Origin of the sequence: Bacteroides caecimuris, from assembly GCF_001688725.2 — a bacterium.
Lineage (GTDB): Bacteria > Bacteroidota > Bacteroidia > Bacteroidales > Bacteroidaceae > Bacteroides > Bacteroides caecimuris.
In genome coordinates, this window is the sequence record NZ_CP015401.2 from 2,667,274 (window position 1) to 2,689,970 (window position 22,697).

17 protein-coding genes and 2 pseudogenes are annotated in these 22,697 nt (G+C 41.1%); 8 read left to right on the plus strand and 11 right to left on the minus strand.

Going from position 1 to position 22,697, the window contains the following annotated elements; all coding sequences use genetic code 11:
- Positions 1–46: 46 nt before the first annotated feature.
- Together A4V03_RS11580 and A4V03_RS11585 are read right to left on the minus strand one after the other, a co-directional pair.
- Positions 47–214 (minus strand): annotated as a pseudogene (locus A4V03_RS11580) (RagB/SusD family nutrient uptake outer membrane protein); the annotation flags it as partial.
- Between the two features lie 328 nt (positions 215–542).
- On the minus strand, positions 543–1,694 hold the full coding sequence (locus A4V03_RS11585) for an ISAs1 family transposase (protein WP_024988584.1): 1,152 nt from the start codon (positions 1,692–1,694) through the stop codon (positions 543–545).
- 558 nt (positions 1,695–2,252) lie between these two features.
- Between A4V03_RS11585 and A4V03_RS11590 the strand changes: the two genes are divergently transcribed.
- From A4V03_RS11590 to A4V03_RS20785, 7 genes and pseudogenes are all read left to right on the plus strand, one after another.
- Complete coding sequence (locus A4V03_RS11590) at positions 2,253–3,362, plus strand: DUF4421 domain-containing protein (protein ID WP_024987295.1); 1,110 nt, start codon at positions 2,253–2,255, stop codon at positions 3,360–3,362.
- 91 nt (positions 3,363–3,453) lie between these two features.
- On the plus strand, positions 3,454–5,886 hold the full coding sequence (gene bioA, locus A4V03_RS11595) for an adenosylmethionine--8-amino-7-oxononanoate transaminase (protein ID WP_065538997.1): 2,433 nt from the start codon (positions 3,454–3,456) through the stop codon (positions 5,884–5,886).
- Between the two features lie 3 nt (positions 5,887–5,889).
- Complete coding sequence (locus A4V03_RS11600) at positions 5,890–7,044, plus strand: 8-amino-7-oxononanoate synthase (RefSeq protein WP_065538998.1); 1,155 nt, start codon at positions 5,890–5,892, stop codon at positions 7,042–7,044.
- Complete coding sequence (locus tag A4V03_RS11605; RefSeq protein ID WP_065538999.1) at positions 7,041–7,700, plus strand: DUF452 family protein; 660 nt, start codon at positions 7,041–7,043, stop codon at positions 7,698–7,700. Before A4V03_RS11600 ends, A4V03_RS11605 begins: the two co-directional genes overlap by 4 nt.
- Before the next feature lie 10 nt (positions 7,701–7,710).
- Positions 7,711–8,478, plus strand: a complete 768-nt coding sequence (gene bioC, locus A4V03_RS11610) for a malonyl-ACP O-methyltransferase BioC (protein ID WP_065539000.1) — start codon at positions 7,711–7,713, stop codon at positions 8,476–8,478.
- Positions 8,475–9,122 carry a dethiobiotin synthase gene (bioD, locus tag A4V03_RS11615; protein ID WP_065539001.1) on the plus strand — a complete coding sequence of 216 codons (648 nt, stop codon included), beginning with the start codon at positions 8,475–8,477 and terminating at the stop codon, positions 9,120–9,122. Before bioC ends, bioD begins: the two co-directional genes overlap by 4 nt.
- Before the next feature lie 41 nt (positions 9,123–9,163).
- Positions 9,164–9,253: pseudogene (locus A4V03_RS20785) on the plus strand (GNAT family N-acetyltransferase); the annotation flags it as partial.
- 82 nt (positions 9,254–9,335) lie between these two features.
- On the opposite strand, the gene A4V03_RS11620 reads toward A4V03_RS20785, so the two are convergent.
- From A4V03_RS11620 to A4V03_RS11630, 3 genes are read right to left on the minus strand one after another with little or no spacing between them, the layout of a single operon-like run.
- Complete coding sequence (locus A4V03_RS11620) at positions 9,336–10,445, minus strand: AAA family ATPase (protein ID WP_065539002.1); 1,110 nt, start codon at positions 10,443–10,445, stop codon at positions 9,336–9,338.
- Between the two features lie 3 nt (positions 10,446–10,448).
- Positions 10,449–11,156: an RNA ligase family protein gene (locus A4V03_RS11625; RefSeq protein ID WP_065539003.1), complete on the minus strand. Its 708-nt coding sequence runs from the start codon at positions 11,154–11,156 to the stop codon at positions 10,449–10,451.
- A gap of 48 nt (positions 11,157–11,204) precedes the next feature.
- Positions 11,205–12,602, minus strand: a complete 1,398-nt coding sequence (locus A4V03_RS11630) for an RtcB family protein (protein WP_065540398.1) — start codon at positions 12,600–12,602, stop codon at positions 11,205–11,207.
- 471 nt (positions 12,603–13,073) lie between these two features.
- Between A4V03_RS11630 and A4V03_RS21675 the strand changes: the two genes are divergently transcribed.
- Complete coding sequence (locus A4V03_RS21675; protein WP_071807674.1) at positions 13,074–13,157, plus strand: hypothetical protein; 84 nt, start codon at positions 13,074–13,076, stop codon at positions 13,155–13,157.
- On the opposite strand, the gene A4V03_RS11640 is transcribed toward A4V03_RS21675, so the two are convergent.
- The 6 genes from A4V03_RS11640 to A4V03_RS11665 all read right to left on the minus strand — a co-directional run bounded on the left by A4V03_RS11640 (position 13,141) and on the right by A4V03_RS11665 (position 22,695).
- Positions 13,141–13,683, minus strand: coding sequence for a DUF2500 family protein (locus tag A4V03_RS11640; protein WP_065539004.1), 543 nt, complete (start codon positions 13,681–13,683; stop codon positions 13,141–13,143). The genes A4V03_RS21675 and A4V03_RS11640 overlap by 17 nt on opposite strands.
- 255 nt (positions 13,684–13,938) lie before the next feature.
- A complete protein-coding gene (locus tag A4V03_RS11645) occupies positions 13,939–15,510 on the minus strand; it encodes a PKD domain-containing protein (RefSeq protein ID WP_065539005.1) in 1,572 nt (523 codons plus the stop codon).
- Between the two features lie 18 nt (positions 15,511–15,528).
- The gene (locus A4V03_RS11650; protein ID WP_236588639.1) at positions 15,529–16,644 is read right to left on the minus strand and encodes a sialidase family protein; all 1,116 of its coding nucleotides are present in this window, start codon (positions 16,642–16,644) and stop codon (positions 15,529–15,531) included.
- A 31-nt stretch (positions 16,645–16,675) separates the two neighbouring features.
- The gene (locus tag A4V03_RS11655; RefSeq protein ID WP_004314820.1) at positions 16,676–18,130 is read right to left on the minus strand and encodes a RagB/SusD family nutrient uptake outer membrane protein; all 1,455 of its coding nucleotides are present in this window, start codon (positions 18,128–18,130) and stop codon (positions 16,676–16,678) included.
- A 19-nt stretch (positions 18,131–18,149) separates the two neighbouring features.
- On the minus strand, positions 18,150–21,434 hold the full coding sequence (locus tag A4V03_RS11660) for a SusC/RagA family TonB-linked outer membrane protein (protein ID WP_065539007.1): 3,285 nt from the start codon (positions 21,432–21,434) through the stop codon (positions 18,150–18,152).
- Positions 21,435–21,459: 25 nt separating this feature from the next.
- Entirely contained in the window at positions 21,460–22,695 is a 1,236-nt protein-coding gene (locus tag A4V03_RS11665) for an MFS transporter (RefSeq protein ID WP_065539008.1), read from the minus strand.
- Between the last annotated feature and the right edge of the window lie 2 nt (positions 22,696–22,697).

Here is a 22,697-nt window from a genome sequence, read left to right on the forward strand (position 1 = left end):
ACCGGTCTACAAGTTAAGGTCAAAGTCAAAAAATTAAGAGAGCTATTTATAAATTTGGGCTCGCATTTATTTCTTTCTCGGGAATAGCGTACAAATAGTAGGTGCTATTCTCCGTGAATGGCTTACCATTCGGAAAACGAAGGAACCAATGTCCTAATGGATTCCGTTTGGCAAAGGTGCCGCCTTCCTGCCAACAATACACTTCCGCCTTTTGTTCATCTTCCGCCTCTATCAGATACATTTTGCTTGCTGTAACTAACAGTATATAGAAGTTTTTTGTTTAGAGCCTGTTTAAATTTTCCTGAGATTATGTTAGATAGGCTTTACCGACCTGTTTTTATTCGTCACATAGTCTCCGCCATGCTCCTCACAACAACAGAAAATATACTCGAAAGCAACTCTCAAAACTGTGTCGGGCAAAACTCGGAGCAGGCTCTTAATAACCCACTTTTCATTCATTAATAGAAAAGTTCTCGTTCATTAATTGTAAACTTCTTATTATCAGCATGTAAACTTATTTTTCGTTAACCAGGGCAAACGCATTATATTTTTATCTTATTTAATAGTTTGAACAAATATTCATCATTCCATCCTGCGTTTTTTCTTTTGGCTGCTACACTGCCCTTTGTTTCATCTTGTTTGATGATATAAAGGGCTATCTTATTAATTAAAGAAAAATTTTGCGCAGCATTACCTACTTTCCTTCCTGCGTCTTCTCTAAACGATACGTCTAACTGCCAATGTAGCCTGTTTTCTATATCCCAATGCGATCTTATAGCCTCTGAAATTTCTTTCGGTTTTAGCCCTAGTGAAGTAATGTAATATCTTTTTTCTACGGAAAGTTTTTTAGTGGCTACCTCCAGTCTTTCGGTACTAATTCTTACGATGGACTTGACCCCCTCAAATTTATCTTTCAGCATTGATTCCATAATCTTTCCCGGGCTATAAACCAGACATTCACGAGTCTCAATTCTCCCATGAGAAACCTCCTCTGTGACATATTTTCCATAGTGTGAACGGTATACCGGCCGATCAATATCAACACCATCCATCTCGTCTAGCCAGCGTTCCACATCCATTAACCTGTTTTTTTGATTGGCCTTTAATGCCAGAATATAGTCTGCATTATTTTCTATTATTACTTCGGCAATATCTGTTTGGCATGCAATAGCATCAATTGTCACTATGCAATCCTGCAAATCCAGAGATTTTATAAGAGAAGGAATAGCGGTGATTTCATTGCTTTTATCATCTACTTTTACCTGACCCATACTGATTCCATTGGAAACAGCCCAGGCACTAACCATATGAAGCTTGAATCCTTTTTTGCCAAAGGGATTGTCTTTGCTGCACTTACTTGCTCCACGAAGCATTTTACCGTCTATAGCAACAACCCCTTCATACTTACCACAAAGCTCAGATACCCAATCACGAAAGACCAATTCAAAATAACCGGGTTTGAGTAAACTGAAAAAACGATTGAAAGTGTCATGACTTGGGATCTTTACTAAATCAGGAAAACGACGTTTAAAGAAGTCAAACTTACAAATACCGAACCGTTCTATTTCATTCCAGCTTTCACTTCCACAGATTACAGCACACAAGGCTATATAAACGATGACTTCCAAAGAGTGTTCTTTTTTTCGGTCAATACGAGGATCTTCAAGTTGTTTACAAAGACTAATTAAGCTCATTTTAGGGTTTATTTTTGTTTAAATTCAATACAACAAAAATACAAATAAATAATTAATATACAAAATATTAATAGATTAATAATAAGACAAATAATAAAAATGAAATATAGATAATAGTTGACTAATTGATAGACAAAATATAATGCGTCTGCCCTGTTTCGTTAACCGTAATCTATAAACGAAAGCTTCGTTTATAAAAACAAAGGCTTTGATTATAAAAACAAAGCTTGCAATTATATAATCAAAGCTTGCGTTTATAGTTTGTATCGAATGAAAAGAAAGTTTCCTTCCTGTCCGAAGGAACTTTATACTTAATGGGCGGAAAGTTTTCTATTAACAGCCAAGAGCGCAACTGTTAATACCCCTTCCGCCAACTACAGACGGACGCGACAAGAAGAGCTGGGGTAAGTTTAAATATCAGCTATAAAATTATGACTGAAGAGAATTTAAACAGGATCTTAGAAAACGAAACATTTTTTAGATGATTGTTAGCATAAATCAGCGAAAGATAGTACTTTCGTGAAACGAACAACATCTATAACGGTAACAAAGAACCTCATGATGAAACGGATGATTCTATTTTTCTTTTTGCTACTGTCACTCTCTCTACAGGCGCAGACCGAAAAGAGAGACAGTCTTATGAATGACAATATAGAAGCCGATTCACTCGCATCCACCCGACCGGGTGCCTTTAAAAGAGCTATCAAAAAATTCATGAACTTCAGTGATTTCGATACGCTCTATATCAGTCCGAACCGTTATAATTATGCGCTGATGGTTACTCATTTCAGTAACTTCGAATATTACTCGGTCACCAGTGAGTTACCCCAACCACAGAAACTCAGTTTTTCTCCTAATCCACATAACAAGATAGGATTATATTTCGGTTGGAGATGGATTTTCCTAGGTTGGTCTGTCGACGTCGATGATATTTATCGCAAGACAAACCGGAAAAATAGAGGGACAGAGTTTGATTTAAGCCTATACAGTTCCAAATTGGGCGTAGACATCTTCTACCGCCGTACGGGTAACAATTACAAGATTCACAAAATCAAGGGATTCTATGACGAGATACCTTCCAGTTATTCCGAAAACTTCAACGGGCTGAAAGTGGATATCAAAGGCCTGAATTTATATTATATATTCAACAACCGGAAGTTTTCCTATCCTGCCGCTTTCAGCCAGTCGACCAACCAAAGGCGCAATGCCGGAACATTCATCGCTGGTTTCTCTATCTCCAAACATAATCTCGATTTTGATTATCAGCAACTACCGGAATATATACAGAAGAGAATGAACCCCGGAATGAAAGTCAACAAGATAAAATATACCAATGCCAATATCAGTTTCGGTTATGCCTACAACTGGGTATTCGCACGCAATTGTCTGGCATGCATTTCTCTCACTCCCGCCATTGCTTATAAGGCTTCTGATGTAGACGCAGAAACTCACGAAGGGAAACAATGGTACAGTAAGTTCAATCTCGACTTTCTGGTTCGTGCAGGCATTGTCTACAATAACGGAAAGTATTTTGTCGGCTCGTCCTTTGTTGGAAAAAACTATAATTATCACCGGAATAATTTCTCTCTTGACAACGGATTCGGTACACTTCAGGTATATGCGGGCTTCAACTTCCATTTACGCAAAGAATACAGGAAGAAGAAATAAAAATGCATACATCAGAAATCCCCGACTTGCTTGCTTATCCAAAGAATCTTTGTACATTTGCCCCGTTCTTTCCTTTAAAAACAAGAACCTGATGAAGAAACAACGCCATATACAGACCACACGCACTCTCCTTTCCCGCTTCCGCTATTGGGGCAGAAAGAACTATGCCGCCTTTGCGAGCATGGGGCGTGAATTCCAAATTGGTCATCTGCATATCAATGTGGTGGACGTTGCCCTTCGCAAGCAGAATGCTAAAATTACTATCCCTTATCATACATTTATGACACTTCAGGAAATAAAAGACCAAGTGTTGGCAGGCATTGACATATCGCCCGACCAAGCCGCTTGGCTGGCCAACATGGCTGACAGCGAGGCGCTATATGCCGCCGCGCATGAGATTACCGTCACACGTGCTTCGCACGAATTCGACATGTGTTCCATTATCAACGCCAAGTCTGGCCGATGCCCGGAAAACTGCAAATGGTGTGCACAATCCTCTCACTACAAGACGCAAGCCGAGGTCTATGACCTCCTTCCCGCCGAAGAATGTCTCCGACAGGCAAAATATAATGAAGCTCAGGACGTCAACCGTTTCTCCCTCGTCACCAGCGGACGAAAACCCTCTCCCAAACAGATTACCCAACTTTGTGATACTGTCCGCCATATGCGGCGCCACTCTTCTATTCAGCTTTGCGCTTCGCTGGGTCTGCTCAACGAAGAAGAACTGCGTTCTTTGCATAATGCAGGTGTAACCCGCTATCATTGTAATCTGGAAACCGCACCTTCCTACTTTTCAACACTCTGCTCCACTCATACGCAGGAACAGAAACTTGCCACTCTCGATGCCGCCCGTCGTGTAGGAATGGATATCTGTTGCGGGGGCATCATTGGCATGGGAGAAACAATGGAACAACGGATTGAGTTCGCTTTCACTCTGGAAGAATTAAATGTCCAGTCCATTCCTATCAACCTGCTAAGTCCGATACCCGGAACACCGTTGGAAAACGAAAAGCCTCTGAGTGAAGAAGAAATCCTCAGGACAATTGCCTTGTTTCGTTTCATCAATCCGACAGCTTTTCTGCGTTTTGCCGGCGGACGTTCACAACTCTCTACCGAAGCTATGCGCAAGGCATTGTATATCGGCATTAATTCCGCTATTGTAGGCGATTTACTGACAACACTCGGTTCTAATGTGTCGGAAGACAAACAAATGATTCAGGAAGAGGGTTATCATTTCGCAGGTTCTCAATTCGACCGGGAACACCTGTGGCATCCCTATACTTCTACTACTGACCCACTGCCTGTATATAAAGTGAAACGGGCGGACGGAGCCACTATCACTCTCGAAGACGGACGGACACTTATTGAGGGAATGTCTTCCTGGTGGTGTGCAGTGCATGGATACAATCATCCGGTATTGAATCAAGCGGCAAAAGACCAATTGGATAAAATGTCTCATGTCATGTTCGGCGGACTGACCCACGACCCGGCCATTGAATTGGGGAAATTATTATTGCCATTGGTTCCACCGTCGATGCAGAAGATATTCTATGCGGATTCCGGTTCGGTAGCTGTGGAAGTAGCTTTGAAAATGGCTGTACAATATTGGTATGCCACCGGAAAACCGGATAAGAATAATTTCGTAACTATCCGCTCCGGCTATCATGGTGATACATGGAATGCCATGTCCGTATGTGACCCCGTAACGGGAATGCATAGTCTTTTCGGCTCGGCACTCCCTGTCCGCCATTTTGTTCCGGCTCCGGCTTCCCGATTTGACGGGGAGTGGAATCCTGAAGATATTGTCCCTTTGCGGGAGACGATTGAAAAACATTCGGAAGAATTAGCGGCACTGATTCTTGAACCGATTGTGCAAGGAGCGGGCGGCATGTGGTTTTATCATCCGCAGTATCTTCGTGAAGCGGAAAAACTTTGCAAGGAACATGGACTCCTTCTTATCTTCGACGAAATAGCAACAGGGTTCGGACGGACAGGTAAACTTTTCGCTTGGGAACATGCCGGAGTAGAGCCGGATATTATGTGTATCGGGAAAGCATTGACCGGTGGATATATGACGCTTTCTGCCGTATTGGCTAGTAATCATGTGGCAGATACTATCTCCAATCATGCACCGGGAGCTTTCATGCACGGGCCGACTTTCATGGGTAATCCGCTTGCTTGTGCGGTAGCTTGCGCATCCGTACGTTTGTTGTTGGAATCTGGTTGGCAAGAAAAGGTCAAACGAATCGAAGCACAACTTAAAGAAGAGTTGGCACCTGCCCGGGAACTTCCACAAGTAGCCGATGTCAGGATATTAGGGGCAATCGGAGTTATTGAGATGAAGCGTCCGGTAAATATGGCATTTATGCAACGCCGATTTGTGGAAGAAGGGATTTGGGTACGTCCATTCGGAAAGTTGGTTTATCTGATGCCCCCCTTCATCATTACTCCCGAACAATTAAGCAAATTAACTGCTGGATTACTCAAAGTAATCAGTGGAAAACGTAATAATATACATCAGTAACTTATGATATCAAACCATATAGACCAAGAACTTCTGACTCTAAAGGAAAAGAAGAATTATCGTTTTCTCCCACCCCTCATCCACGACGGGCGGAATGTTATTCTGAACGGGCAACGGATGTTGAACCTGTCTTCCAACGATTATCTCGGACTGGCTAACGACCTATCACTTAGAGAGGAATTCTTAAAGACAGTAACCCCCGAAACATTTCTGCCTACTACTTCTTCTTCCCGATTGCTTACAGGCAATTTCACGGATTATCAGGAGTTGGAACAACAACTGGCAACCATATTCGGAGTAGAAAGTGCACTCATTTTTAATAGTGGTTATCATGCCAATACAGGGATTCTTCCTGCCGTCAGTAATGCGCAAACACTGATTCTTGCGGATAAACTGGTACATGCCAGTCTGATAGACGGAATCAGATTGTCATCTGCGAAATGTATCCGGTATCGCCATAATGACTTATCCCAACTGCAACGACTGATTTCTGAAAATCACAATGCGTATGAGCAAATCATTATTGTCACCGAAAGCATCTTCAGCATGGACGGCGATGAAGCCGACCTTCGCGCTCTCGTCCAATTAAAAAAGAGCTATTCCAATATTCTTCTTTATGTGGATGAAGCCCATGCTTTCGGTGTACGGGGCGAGAATGGATTAGGATGCGCTGAAGAACAGGACTGCATCAACGATATAGACTTTCTGGTAGGAACATTCGGAAAAGCAGCAGCCTCAGCAGGTGCATACATTGTATGCCGACAAATTATCCGGGAATATCTAATCAACAAGATGCGCACGTTTATATTCACAACAGCCCTTCCGCCCATAAATATTCAATGGACTTCGTGGATATTAAAACATCTGCCCGCTCTCCAACAGAAGAGAACTCATTTACTGAGAATCAGCAACAAACTAAAGACTGCACTGGCTGATAAAGGATACAACTGCCCTTCGGTTAGCCATATTGTCCCAATGATTGTAGGAGCAAGTGAAGATACTATATGTAAAGCAGAAGAAATCCAGCGTAAAGGATTCTATGCATTGCCGGTACGCCCGCCTACGGTTCCCGAAGGGACTTCACGTATCCGCTTCTCCTTGACAGCAGACATCACAGAACATGAAATTGACCAACTCATCAAACTGATAAACGGATGAAACAGCATTTTATCATAAAGAATAATCAGAAGCATCTATTACTTTTCTTCGCCGGCTGGGGAATGGATGAAACTCCATTCCTGCAAATTCACCCGACCGATAAGGACTGGATGATTTGCTATGATTATCGTTCATTAGAGTTCGATGCCGGCATTTTGCAAGAATATTCTGAGATCACCCTCATTGCCTGGTCAATGGGAGTATGGGCAGCTTCTCAGATAATGAAACAATATCCATCCCTGCCCCTTTCCCAAAGTATCGCTATCAATGGCACTCTTTATCCTATACACGAAACGAAAGGGATTGCTCCTGCCATTTTCGAAGGAACCCTGCAAGGATTGAACGACCAATCCCTGCAAAAGTTTCAAAGACGAATGTGCGGTTCAGCAGCCGATTACAAGGCTTTTCAGACAGTAGTTCCCCAACGTCCCGTTGAAGAGCTCAAAGAAGAACTTGCCGCCATACAAAAGCAATACTTATCATTGCCACCGTCGGATTTTGCATGGCAAAGAGCCATCATAGGAAAAAGCGACCGTATCTTCCTGCCGGATAGCCAGTGGCTGGCATGGAGCAACAAAGTGGATTCCCTTGAATATGCAGAAGCCGCCCACTATCAAGTGGAACTTTTTGATAATGTAATCATGCAAATCAACTAATTATTGATTTATGGATAAACAACTAATTGCCGAACGTTTCTCTAGAGCCATTCCCACTTATCCACAGGAAGCAAATGTACAGCGGCAGATAGCAGATAAAATGATTCACCTGCTTACAGAATACATATCCTTTCCCTGTTCAAAAGTGATTGAGTTCGGATGCGGCACAGGTATTTATTCCCGGATGCTACTTCAGGCTCTACGACCGGAAGAATTATTCCTAAACGACCTTTGCCCGGAAATGAAGTACTGCTGTGAGGATATATTAAGAAAAGAGCAAGTATCCTTTCTTCCGGGAGATGCAGAAACTGTTCCTTTCCCCGCTGAAAGCACACTGATAACTTCCTGCTCGGCTCTGCAATGGTTTGAATCTCCCGAGAACTTTTTCAAAAAATGTAATGCTTTACTCAACAAACAAGGCTATTTCGCTTTCAGCACTTTCGGGAAAGAGAATATGAAAGAAATACGAGAGCTAACGGGAAACGGACTTCCTTATCGTTCACGGGAAGAACTTGTAGCAGCCTTGTCGACTCACTTTGACATACTCCATTCGGAAGAAGAACTTATTTCTCTTTCATTTGATAACCCACTAAAAGTACTTTATCATTTGAAGCAGACAGGAGTAACCGGCATATCCGGCACCTCTTCCCAACAACTGCGGACACGTCGTGACTTGCAGTTATTCAGCGAACGTTACACACAAGAATTTGCCCAAGGCACTTCAGTGTCTCTGACCTATCACCCTATTTATATCATCGCAAAAAAGAAAAAAATATGAAACAGAATGTATATTTCGTAAGCGGTATCGACACAGATGCCGGGAAAAGCTATGCCACCGGTTTTTTAGCCCGTGAATGGAACAAGAACGGACAACGTACCATTACTCAAAAGTTGATCCAAACAGGAAACATCGGTCATTCCGAGGATATTGATTTGCATCGTCGTATCATGGGAATCCCCTTCACTAAAGAAGATGAAGAAGGACTCACTATGCCGGAAATCTTCTCTTATCCTGCCTCTCCGCATCTCGCTTCCCAACTGGATAACCGCCCTATCGACTTCGATAAAATCAAACATGCTACTGAAGAATTGAGTGAACGATATGACTCTGTTTTACTTGAAGGAGCAGGCGGACTAATGGTTCCATTAACCACCGAACTTCTGACAATAGACTACATTGCCCAAGAAAACTATCCGCTTATCTTTGTTACTTCCGGCAAATTGGGAAGCATCAATCATACGTTGCTTAGCCTTGAAGCTATACAAAAGCGCGGTATTGTATTGGATACTGTACTTTATAATATGTATCCTACCGTAAAAGATAAAACGATTCAGAATGATACGATGAATTTTATTCAAAACTGGTTGAAGAAGTATTTCCCGGATACGAAGTTTATATTGGTACCGGAGATAAAAGAGTAAATGACCTGTGACTTCAAAAGACAAAAGACTAGCCTTGTGTATTCAATAACCACGCCGTGTTTTATAAAGGTGTTTTCGAGACAATGAACTTAACGAATACCAACTATAAAAAAAGAATACTCAAGAAATAAATAGATAACTCCGGCTTTTCTCCTAATATCCTGCAAATTGATTTGCGAATAGTTTGAAAAGCCGGAGTATAATACTCCTTGACTATACCACATGATACACCACCTCATGCGCTTCCGTCAACAAAGGAACCTCCAGTTTATCCAACATCTTATCCAATACGGATTCGGGAAGTGCATATTCCCTGTTCTTATTCTGTTGACGCCAAATGTGATAGGGTTGTTCCAGATATACAATTTTCACTTTTGCACCATAATCCACAAACAAGTCTATCAGTTGTGCACGCATCTGACGGGTAATGTTTGTTGCATTCCAAACAAAATCCTGCCCTTTGCGAAGATACGTCCGTGCTTCTTCCTTTGCCGTTTGCACTACCCACCCGTTTGCTGATTTATCCGTAGGACTCAATTTGTGTTTTCGACGAATGGCATCCAAGCTCACCACCGGCATATCCATGCCTGAAGATTGGATATAATAATCTTTTCCCATTCCCGGAAGCCCTGACAACATCGTGACTTCACATTTAAACTGTTCGTGAGGGATGTAATCAATATAACCACCTTCTGTATGGAAGTAATGAAAGCGTGCATAATCAGTGGCGAACTCTCTCGGTTTGTTCCAACAATCTTGTTCGCGGCAGAAAATCTCAAATAGTTCCACAGCTTCCAATAACTCTTTTTTATCGTCACAGATACGTCCCCTGACATCGGCTTCGGACAGCATCTTCAATAATGAAGTATCTACCCGCAAAGAAGCCTCGCAGAGCTTTTTTACAGAGTCCGGCTTTTCCATCAACCAAATGGGTAGCCCATGATAACGGACTAAAGACGCAATCTGTTCCCGGATATGGAAGGGGGCGGTACAATCCCGATATAGAATAGTACGGGCAGTGTATTCCCCTTTCCGGGCATGTCCTTTGGCAGACACTCTTCCCTCTCCCTCATCCACAGAGGTCGAACGTTTCTCCACATCATGCAATAATGCGGCTGTCCATACTATTTCTTTCTCCAAAACAGAAAGATACTGATAAACAGCAGATTGCTGCAATACTTCTAACACCATACGGGTGTGTATTGCTACATTCCCTTCCGCATGATAACGAGTATCCTGCGGAACGGTATTCATTTCGCGCACCCACTCGAACTGTCGTTCGAGTGAACTCCACGATTTATCTTCTATCAATTTCCAATCCATAACTTATTCCTCCTTTTCATTAGCAAATTCCCAGGTAAGCCGGGCACGTTTCCAGTTACGCGTCCAATGCTCATCTGTCTTGACGTGCCCTTTCCGCACATACTTAAATACATTCTGCGCAAATCCGCTTACCGGATACTCTTCGATATTACGGCTGACTACCCCTTCGCGGGTACAAGCTTCTTTTGTCCACGGGTCACAAGAACCGAAGACCGACGGTTCTTGTGACATACGGATGATTTCCTGTTTCAGAAGCTCCGGCGTCAAACCGGAAACAGGCTCTATCTTCAACTCCGGGACAGTAGGAAAATCAAATAAAGCCGCATAAAACTTCACTTCCTCCCATGCCAGCCATTGGTCCATGTAACGGACCGCAAACACATAGAAATGCGTTTCCAACCGCTGATATTCAATAGAATGTACGGCATACAGATTCTCTCCGAAGATTTCTATATCGCCTAAATCATTCTTTATCAGCTCCCAACGTTCACGCAGTTGCCTCGTCCACGGTGAAGTGGTAGGCGCAGCATGCGAACGGGCAAAGACACCCCACTGGCTCAAACAATTATTCTCTCCGTCCAACTTTTCGGTATGTACCAATGTCCCAATCCGTTGGATGTCCTCCCAATACGTATGATTAATCCGGTCATCACTAGTCGTTCCGGGAGAGAACGGATAGTGATAGGTACGACCATATTTCTCTGATATCATTTTCTTCTTCTTTAATTAATTTGCAAATAGACTTTCTCTTTCATCGCATCACTCCTTATTCATTCGTACAATGCGAGGCATAAATCTACCCTGCACTTCCACCAGCGTCTCTTGCGTATGCATCACCCGGTCGATGTCTTTGTATGCCAACGGCATTTCTTCCACACTTCCGCCAATCAAGGTCACTCCGGCTTGCGACAACATCTTTTTCAAAGCCGATTGCGTAAAGCTGTCCTTCGCCTTTTGGCGGGACATGGCTCTGCCTGCACCGTGAGAAGCAGAGTTCAAAGCGTCTTCCACTCCCTTGCCACAAACGAGGTATCCTGCCGTAGCCATGCTGCCGGGAATCAATCCCGGCTGCCCTTCTTGTGCCGGAGTAGCCCCTTTGCGATGCACAATTGCCATACGTCCCTGAGCAATTTCTTCTTTCCAAGCAAAGTTGTGATGATTATTGACATTAGCGAGAGGCTTCAACCCTAAGGCTTTCGCCAGGTTCAGATGAATCCGTTCGTGACAGGCACGGGCATAGTCGCCTGCCAGGTTCATGCTCATCCAATACTCCTGCCCTGCTTCGGAATCCAAATCCAGCCAGGCGAAATGCTGCGCTTCACGGGGAAGCCGGCATACTTCACGCGCCAACAGGCTGTAATGTTTGGCAATGGCAGCCCCTAACCCTCGTGAACCGGAATGTGACAGCAACGCCAAGTAACTTCCTTCTGGAAGGTTCAACACGTTATTTTCTTGCAGAGTAATCTCGCCGAACTCCACAAAATGGTTGCCACCACCGGAACTTCCAAGCTGGCGTACCGCCTTTCCGTGCAAATCCCTCAATAAAGGAGTCAGCCGGAATTCTTCCCTATCCAACACTTCATGTTCCTGCTCAAGGCCCAATCCGCCGTCCATACCGAAATGGGTGAAATCCTTCAAGGCTTCCTTCATCTGATACGAATACCGTTTCAAGAAATCTACACCGGCATCAAATACCGTCAAGCTCATCCGGCAGCCAATATCAACTCCTACGGCATACGGAATCACCACATTATCCGTAGCAAGCACTCCACCGATAGGTAACCCGTATCCGGCATGAGCGTCAGGCATCAATGCTCCGGCTACCGTCACAGGCAGACGCATCGCCAGGTTCATTTGTTGTTTGGCGAGCGTCTCAATGAATTTTCCCCCGTAGGTTTTATACATTAGCGGCTCGTCCAGTAAATCATAAGCTGTAAACTCTTTCGCTATTATAGTCGGCGAAAGGCGTTCGGCAAGCTTATTCCATATTTCATTGTTTTTGTAAGATTCGGGATGCTCAAGTATATCGCTCAATGTCATTTCAATCTGTTCTTTGGTGGCATGCTTGCAATGTTTGTTCACAATATCCACCACCAGACTGCGGGCAACATTATCCCGGTATCCTATTTTACTTAAATCTTTTAATCGTATTCCCATACTTTTTTCTGTTCGCATACAGCATTCCCTGTCAGCCTCACCAGCAAACAACGATGCAATACACGTGATACCAATGCTTAGGATACGGACATAAAATACCCTCCCACCGCATTGAAGTGATTAATTTTAAAAATAATAAATATGATTGCAGGACTAATCAACCATTGCCGCCTGTTAGTAGAATTGCGGTCAATGTAAGAACCATCAGTTCAATATAAAAAATAATAAGTTGCAAAGCCTAATCTTCCCGACGAGACAACTTAGTCCTAATTTGAAAATATTATAACTCTAACATAATTAATACCCTTTCCATCAATTTTAAAGGGTGAATACTCATTTTATCGTGGCAAAAATAGTGCTTAATTTTATATCTTCCAAAGATTAATAGACAAATTTTAGTGTTCGATAACTATCCGAGGGAAGTTTTTCCAAGAGTTTCTGTCAGCTACTTGGTGCAAGCCTTGTAAAGTGATGTACCCGATTCTAGAAGAACTTAGCAAAGAATATATACCCCATTCTAAAGGTGACGTGACTTTTATTAAAGTCCTTTGGTAATTACAGGCAACCCAAATAAGCCCTTTTGCAGAGTCAGAATCTTCGACCGGCCTGTCTTTGTTTTATTATAAGTAGAAGGAGATACATGCAATGTTTCTACATTCCCATTTTCAAAAGTTACCTGCAAATAATATTCTTTACGAACGCCATCCGGTACATAACGGTGTCTGCCGACTCTACGGCTTTTCTTATGTGTTTCTATATATTTATTCTGTACCATGACTTCTTCTTCATGCGCGGAAGCAGAATCGGCGAACCAGTAATTTCCCCCAAGAAACAATACGCAACTGATAGCACCGACACAAACCAGATGGCAACAACAATTAATTACTTTATCATCCATTGTTGTCAGCCAAATCCATCCTTTATAGAAAGGAATTGTTGCTATCACTACTATAAGTACCACTCCAACAGGTATCCACCAGTCAACCAATGTATCTTCATAAACAACGCAACTGATACCACACGAAAAAATAAATATAAAAAGCATCAGTACACGAAGTGTGTTAATAAATATAATTTTCATGATATTGTAGTATAATGGTTGCAAATATACAGAATTGGCCCAATAAATAAGACAACTACACCATTAAATAATAAACAAATCCAGATTATCCTCCATACCAACCATAAATCAAAACAGCTAATTGTTCGTTTCATGCTAACATATCAATCGCAGACCCAGCATTGATAATAGAAAAAGTTTTTTCATATTCTGATATTTTAATTGAATGTGGAACTTCTCTTTTACTGATTAAAAGAGAAGTTCCACAATTAGTTTTTAGTTATTGTATAAATCTTGTATTTCTTCTTCTGACAATATTCTGTTATACAAAATAAAGTCATCCAGATAACCATTCAAGAAGTTCTCAGGTGCAAATTCTCCATTGGTAAATCGATAGTTACAACCAATATAGTATGGCCAATTATCTACCACCTTGTCAACACCCCCTTTCTTTTCAATAACCTTCTGCCCATCGATATACAAATAACTATCTCTTTTTCCATCCACTTTCTGATAAATACATACATAGTGATGCCACTCACCGTCATCCATTCGTTTACCTTCATATTCAGCCCAGTTTCCTGCTTTTCCCTTGTATTCTACACAGAAAACAACAGTTTTACCACTGGTATCAAGTCTAAACCAACTTTGTCTGGGCACAGGATCGGTGTAAGTAGCACCAGGTCCCACACCTTGATGAAAGACTGCATTCTTAGCTGTCATATTTGAAACCTTTACCCAAAATGCAACTGTAAATTCACTATCCGTATAATGATTCTTCAATCCTTCTTCAGGAATAGACAAAATTGAATAATTTTGCTTGTCACCTTGGAAGTGTGCTGCAAATCGACATTCAGCACTTTCTCCAGAAAAGCGCGCCTGAGAATTATATACACTGGAACCAGCTCCTGCCGTAAGCTCTTCAGGGTTCAATTGATTGGGACCTGCATCTTTATTATCACCATCGAATGGCAAATACAATACTAACTTTTCTGCAGAAACAACATATACATAACTCTCTTTCTCTTTCGTAGAGCTATTTACTGAGTTTTTAGCTTTCAATGTCACTTTGTATTTTCCCGGATTATTATATTGCACTATAGGATTTTGTTCTACAGAACTGGTTGGAGTACCTCCTTCAAATGTCCATTCCCATTCTTCAACCGTTCCTAATGTCTTATCCAAGAAGTTAATATATCCCCCGGCATAAGTATTCCGGCATTGTGCACCAAAATCAGCGGCAATCGCATTTTTATCAATAACAGTAATATAATCCTCTCTTACTTTGTCTGAAGACGTTTTGGGATTCTTAGCTGTCAATTTAACAGTATAGATTCCCGGAGAAAGTGTCATTTGTGGATTTTGTTCTGTTGAAGTGATAATTGCCCCACCTTCTTTAGGTGTGAAACTCCATAACCACTCATTCGGATGTCCTTTGGACAAATCTTTAAAAGAAATAACATCTTCATTTGTAGCAGTAGTTTTATCTGCAGAGAAGTCAACAGTTATCTGCGACGGATAGTTAACAGTAATATATTGTTCCTTCACCATTTCGTTTGCTTCTTCTCCGCGTCCAACAGACAAGGTAACCGAATAAACTCCAGGCTTATTATATACAACATTAGGACTAAATAAGATTGAGGTTTCTGGTTCTCCACCTTCGAACCGCCAATTCCATTTAGAAGGGTCACCAGTAGATATGTCTTTGAAAGTAATACTTTCTCCGATTGTGACTTCCTGAAGATCTGATTCGAAAGCAGCTTGCAGGGACTGCAAATCATCTTCAGAACAAGCCAATAACAATATCACAACAATACACCGTAATAAATATATAGTTTTTCTTTTCATATCAGTAATGTATTAAATTCATTGTATTGATTTTATGCTAACAACTTTAAATGCCAGCCCATCCGTATATCGTTTTTCTCCTCCCTCATAGATAATAGCAATCTGTGAATCAGAGAGCTCAACTATATCAGAGTAACCAGAGTTACCTTCATAAACTGTATATTGTCCCTTCCAATTCTTCCCATTATCCGTACTTTTTTTGATAGTCATATTAATACGTTCCGTAGCGGAAGCAGCATTCGAAAGAAAAACAGCTCCTCCTATTGATAATATACTACCCTGACACTTACAGTCTATTTGATCAATGCTAATTTGAGGTGAAGACCAAGTAAGTCCTCCATCCATGCTAGTACAACTTTTCCGATAAAAGCCTTCATCTGCTCTCATATTCAACATTAATGTTCCCTCTCCTATCTCGGCTACAGAACACTCTCCAACACCACCGACAGGAGTAGGTTCTCCTGGTTTCCATGTTTTTCCGTAATCATCAGAATAAATGATGTGAGAATAACTCGTGACCTTTCCACTCTCCCGAGTTGTAAAATAGTTTGGAGCAACTAATCTTCCTTTATGTATTCCCTTTTGAATCTGAATACCATGGCACGGACCGGTAGCATACCAATCCCATTTTTCTTTTTTTACAGAAGAAGTTATTTCAACTGGTTGCGCCCAAGTAATGCCGTCATCATCAGAATATGTATAGTACGGACGTCGGCTGTCTTCTCCGGTACCATTGGTTATTGCTCCCCATTTATCAGTCTGGAAATTCCAAGTCATAAGCAGATGTATTCTACCTCTGTCGTCAACAATAGGCACGGGATTTCCACAAGTGTTTTGTCCATCATTCCATATCGTAATCTGTTTACTCCATGTTTTTCCATTATCCGACGAACGTTTGACTACAAGATCTATATCTCCGCTATCTCCATTACTTCGAGCTTTTCTAGCTTCAGCAAAAGCTAATAAAGTATTGCTTTTACTTTTAACAATAGCAGGTATTCGATAGAGTTCAAAACCATCCGTCCCTTGATTATAAATATAGTTGAATTCGGACGAAGGCACTTCTTCTTCCGGTGGAACAGGAGTTGGGTTTCCTTGTGTCTCATCATCTTTTTGACAAGCTTGTGTAAACATACTTATAAAAAGAAATATACATGTAATAATCTTATAGGTTTTCATATCCTTGAGTTTGTTTTAAATTAGGATTGATATTTATATCGCTCAATGGGATTGCAAGATATAATGGAATGATAATATTATCATCGACTTTTTTCTTTAAGTTCGGGACCTCCTGATAAACATCAATCGTTCCACCATAATGAAATCTAAGAAGATCGGGCCATCTTTTCCTCTCAAGATATAACTCTCTTGCACGCTCGTTCAGAATTTCTTTCTCCACTGCTATTTTATTGGTACTTCCATTATAAGTTCCAATCTTGGCACGATCTCTGACTCTATTCAGTTCAATAATAGCCTGTGGCGTTTGATTTAACGCCGCATAAGCTTCTGCTTTAAATAAATACATCTCTGCAAGCCGATATATAACTATATCTGAGTCATAGGTACGATCTCCTTCTGTTTTTGTTCCCTTCATCTTATTATCAAAGGTCCCTATTTCATTTCCGTCCGCATCCTTTGCAGTGATATAAGAGTCTTTGGTTCTGATATCTGCCGGATTAGCATTAAAAAGACCTATCAAAAACGGACTTGGTGCATAAGTGCTGCGAGCTCCTCCTTTAGCATAAGGAATTTCATCCTTATTGACCGCCTTTTCTACAAAAACATCTCTTGGCTTCAGACTCTGACTATACTGAGCTTCCTTTTCATAAATTTCGAAATGGATAGTCCATATCACTTCTTTCCCATATTTAGTTCCATAAATATCTGCAAAGTTATCTTCCAGTGAAAGTCCTTTACTTGCCAAATCCGCATAAGTTATGACATCTTTCAAATCTTGTTCCGATCCATTCATCACTTTTGCTTTCCATAGCAAAATATCGGCTTTCAATGCATAGCATGCCGGCTTCGATGCCCTTCCTTTTCCATTTGCATAACTTTCTTCCGGAAAAAGATCAATTGCCGTATTTACATCACTTAGAGCACGTGCCAAAACTTCCTCCGCGGGTTCTCTTGCTAACTTAGGCTTATTTGAACTTTCTGTCGGTTCCAGTTCCAAAGGGGCATCCCCCCATATCCGGGCAATACAGAAATACATATACCCTCTGATACAATACGCCTCTGCCAATAATCTGTTTTTATCAGCCTCTACACCAAAATCTATTCCGGGAGTATACTTCAGTAACATATTACAATGTTGTATTACAGAGTAATAGCTCGACCAGCTATAACCATTTTGCGATGTGAGGTTTTGCGCCCATAAATTAGAAGGGCCACCTTCCAGCCCTGTTGTAAAGGCATCTCCTCTGTCTTCAAAATGAAGAGTAGAATTCGATGTATCGCGCAATTTGGTATAAATACCGATCATATAACTTTCTACATCGCCTTTTGTATTCCAGTATCCATCTCCGGTAATGCTTGAAACAGTATCTACATCCAGTAAGTTACACGAATGTAACAAGAATAAAGAAATGCCTAATAGTATTGATTTAAATTGTTTCATAATTATGAGTCTTATTTAATTAGAAATTAATTTTTACTCCCATGTTATATTGTCTGGGTCTCGGATAAATACCATAGTCAACACCAGTATATATTTCAGGAAACATGCCATCATATTTTTTTATATAACCAATATTATACGCTCCTGCAAAAACTTCCACAGCACTGAGTCTCATCTTTCTAATCCAAGATAACGGCAACATATAACTTAAAGACACTTCCCTGAATGCCAGGTAATCTCCCTTGCTAAAATACAAGCTATTATTAGTACTACCACTTGCAGAGCTTCCGATCTGATTATCCCATCTCATATGATTTCTATATTGATAATCATAGTCGCTCTGAACAGTATATTTAGGATATTTGCTCCCATCATTCGCACTCTGCCAAGAATTGGTCATTGCCTCTTTGATGGCATTATTATTATTACGTGAGCTACCCATTATCTGTCCTTTGAAGCCATTGTCTATTACATGCCCCATAGCCCAGTCCATAACAATTCGTACAGTTAGTCCTTTGTATTTCAATGTATTAATAATTCCTCCGACTTTATCAGGACGAACATATCCCATGAAAATCATGTCTTTAGAGTCCAATTGTCCATCATTATTTACATCTTCAAATATTGCATCTCCCGCATGTTTCTTTCTTCCTTGTGCGTTCGGGTCATTAGGTGCCTTGGCCGCTTCTTCTTCAGTCTGATATGTTCCCAAGTAATGAAAAGCCCATCTTCCGCCAAATCTCTCACCTTCGGCAATACCACCCACTTTTTTTGTTCCTCCAGTTGCAGGATCATAAACAAAGTTTCCTCCTACACGATGCCTTTCTTCTCCATTATCCGGTAAGTCTACTACCACTCCTTTGTTATAAGCAAATGTCAATCCTAAATCCCATGAGAAATCTTTAGTTTGAATAGGAGTAGCATTCAACTCAATCTCTACTCCGGAGTTTCTTACAGATCCATAGTTACTCTTAATAGAACTAAATCCGGTAGAACTCCATAAAGGTTCATCATACAATCTGTCAAATGTCAGTTTGTTGTAATAGTCGATTAACAGTCCTAATCTATTATTGAAAAAGCCCAAATCAACCCCAATGTCATAGGATTCTGTTGTTTCCCAGCGCAACTGCGCATTTTTCAATGTTGTATTTAATATGCCGACAGAGCCCTGATAGTTGGTATCTGTAATCTTATATTCTCCTCTCGAATTAGCCACACTCAAATTGTTGTTACCTGTGCGCCCCCAACTAGCACGCCATTTCCAACGACTAACGATAGCTTCCAATGGTTTATAGAAGTTTTCCCGATGCATATTCCACCCAGCAGATACTCCCGGGAAAAATCCCCATTTATTATCTTCCGCAAATCGCGAAGAACCATCGGCACGCATACTGATAGAGAAAAGATATTTGCCATTATAATCATAATTTACACGTCCGAAATAACTCAAAGTGGCTTCCATTGTTTTAGTCGAACTTGCCCGCTGAGTACTATCTGCCGTTGCATTTAATGTCGGAATTAAATCTATGGAAGAACCACTGCCACTTGCAGAAAGCCTATAACTATAATCATGAGTATAGCTGGCACCTGCTACGACTCCAATATTATGTTCTTTCACTTTCTTATCATACGAAAGCACTAAATCTCCCTGCAAATGCCTGTCAAAATTATGTTTAGCAGAAGCCGGACGAATTGTATTTCCGGTTGTTTCATTATCTGCCTGAAAATAATTTTCTAGACCTTCCGTACCGAAATAGTAGGCTGTAGGTTTTAATATCAAACCAGGCAGAATATTCCAAATTGCACCTAATTGGAAAGTTGTCCTATATACATTGGTATCATCATAGTTAGTCTTATAATAAATTTCATGCAATCTGCTTCTGAAAGACGAAATTCCTTCACCTGGAGCCGGAGTTCCATCTTCATAATACAAGCGATAAGTTGGTGGAGTCAATATGCTTCGTGATATGGTATTAACTGTATTTCCACCTCCTACAGCATCTCTCACCTGCAAACTAGCTTTAGTAGACAGACTCCATGATTCACTCAATTTATAGTTTCCATTAAACAAAACGCTGTAATTCTTATAATTCGTACCTCGAAGAATACCATCCTGATTCAAATATCTTAATCCTACATAATAGTTAATAGCTTCCGTCCCTCCACTAATGCTCAAATCTATTTCATGCTTCTGCCCAGTTGTAAAGGTGGCTTTCTGAAAGTCATTATCCTGAAAAATAAGTTGTTTACCTGTAACAGGATCTGCCATTGTCTGCCATCCTTCGTTTTCCAACAAGTTACTGACGTAACCTTGACCATACTTTTGAAGATAAACATCCAAAAACTCAAGCGTATTCTTTGAATTTCTAGGATTTCCGGTTGACATACCAAATGAACCGCTCAAAAATTTAGCCTGATCTTCTTTTCCATTATAAGTTAAGTCTGCCTGATTAAATTTAGCAATATTCGAACGAGATAATGTTATATAATCCCGTGCATTCAATAATGGGATTCGCTGAGGTTGTTGTTCCACTCCGTATGTGTATCGCAGACTTACAACAGGTTTCCCTTTCTGACCGGATTTAGTTTTGACAAGAATAATACCATTAGCTGCTCTGGAACCATAGATAGCAGTAGAAGCAGCATCTTTCAAGACCTCTATAGATTCTATATCTGCCGGATTCATATCTGATATATTTCTAAAACCTTGTGATATTATACCATCAATAATTATTAAAGGCGTATCACTTTCCGGCGAAGTTGAACTTCCTCCACGAATAAATAATTGAGGATCAGCTCCAGGCTGCCCACTAGAAATCTGTAAAGACAAACCAGGCACTTTTCCTTGTAACTGTAATAATGGATTCTGTCCAGGTGCCTTCTGGAATTCTTCCTTATTTATCTTAGAAATAGAATTGGTTATTAATGCCCTTGATTGTTTTCCATAACCTATAGCTACAACTTCATCAAGCAATACAGAACTCTCTTTCAAAACAATGACAATATTTCTACGCCCTTTGACTGCAATTTCTTTTGTTTCCATTCCTACAAAAGAAACAATAAGAGTAGCGTCAGGAGAAACCATTATTGAGAATTCACCAGCTATATTAGTAATGGTACCTTTATCCATTCCTTTTACTGAAATTGAAACTCCGGGTAATTCTACCCCATTTTGATCTTGTATTATACCAGAGACTTTAATTTCTTTAGAACTGATATCATCTGCTTGAATATTTAGGGAAATAAATAAAAAAGCAAATAACACCGATAATATTTTATTCGTATGCTTTATTGAGTTTTTCATAAAATATAAAATTAAAATTTGAAAATTAATCCTTCATATCGATGGTCTTAGGTCGCAGACAGGTGACCAAAATGACCAGCATTATCAATACGAATATTGCCAGAAGCGCGAAATCTCGTCCCAAATGTCCGGCATCCGTAGATTCTCCCAGAATACTGGTTATTGCCGCTCCCGCAAATACTCCGCACATATTCATAATACCATAAGCCGTTGCCCTGTAACGGGCTGAAACAAACTGGCAAAGAATCGGCATATTATTTGCGTCGAACATTCCGAATCCCGCTCCGAACAGAACCGTTCCCATCACCAATGCGAAAATGGAATGACCGAATCCGATGAACAATAAAGAGGGGATAATAAAAGCCAATCCCAAAGCTCCCGTATATACTCTTCCGCGCACATTTTTGAGCACCCATCGGTCGGATATATATCCGCCGGCTAATACTCCGAACAGTGAAGATAAAGCGATGGAGATGGTAGACATCGGTCCTGCCACGGAAATATCAATAGACAGGCTCTCAGAAAAGAGAGTCGGCAACCAGTTTTTCGCCGCCCATCCCGGAGTGCCCGGCACGCAGAAGTAAAACAAGATAATCCAGAAAAAGACGTTGGAGAACAACATTCCCAAGCTTTTCAGAACCGGTATCTTTTTCACTTTCTCTTGTATGGCAGAGACAGTTCCCCTTTCCTTATCCCGTAAGAAAAAAGCCAGAACGACGCCATATCCTATACCAATAATACCAAACCAGTGGAATGTACTATGCCAAGAATACATGGCAGCAAAAGTAGCTCCAAAACCACCTATTGCCTGCCCGACATAAAGTCCCGTCATGTGTATTCCCACTGCCAGCGAACGCGTCTTATCCTGATGAAAATCAGCTATCAGAGACAGGGCGGCGGGTAAATACAATGCTTCGCTTATTCCCATAATTCCACGAAGCCAGTAAAGCTGGTCAAAAGTAGTGGCATATCCCATCAGGAAAGTAACTCCGGACCATACACACAAACTTCCTACGATCAACCATTTGCGGCTCATACGGTCACCGATAATCCCGGAAATGGGACTCATCAGTCCGTATATCCACAGGAAGACCGCCATCAATCTGCCGAAATTGGCTGCCGATTCCAGTTCACGGACATCTGCCATCATAGGAATCCGCATGGTAGAGAGCATCTGCCTGTCCATATAGTTGAGTAAAGCAACTCCCCATAACAATCCGACTACCACCCAAGGATATATATTTGGAATTTTACTGTTCATAA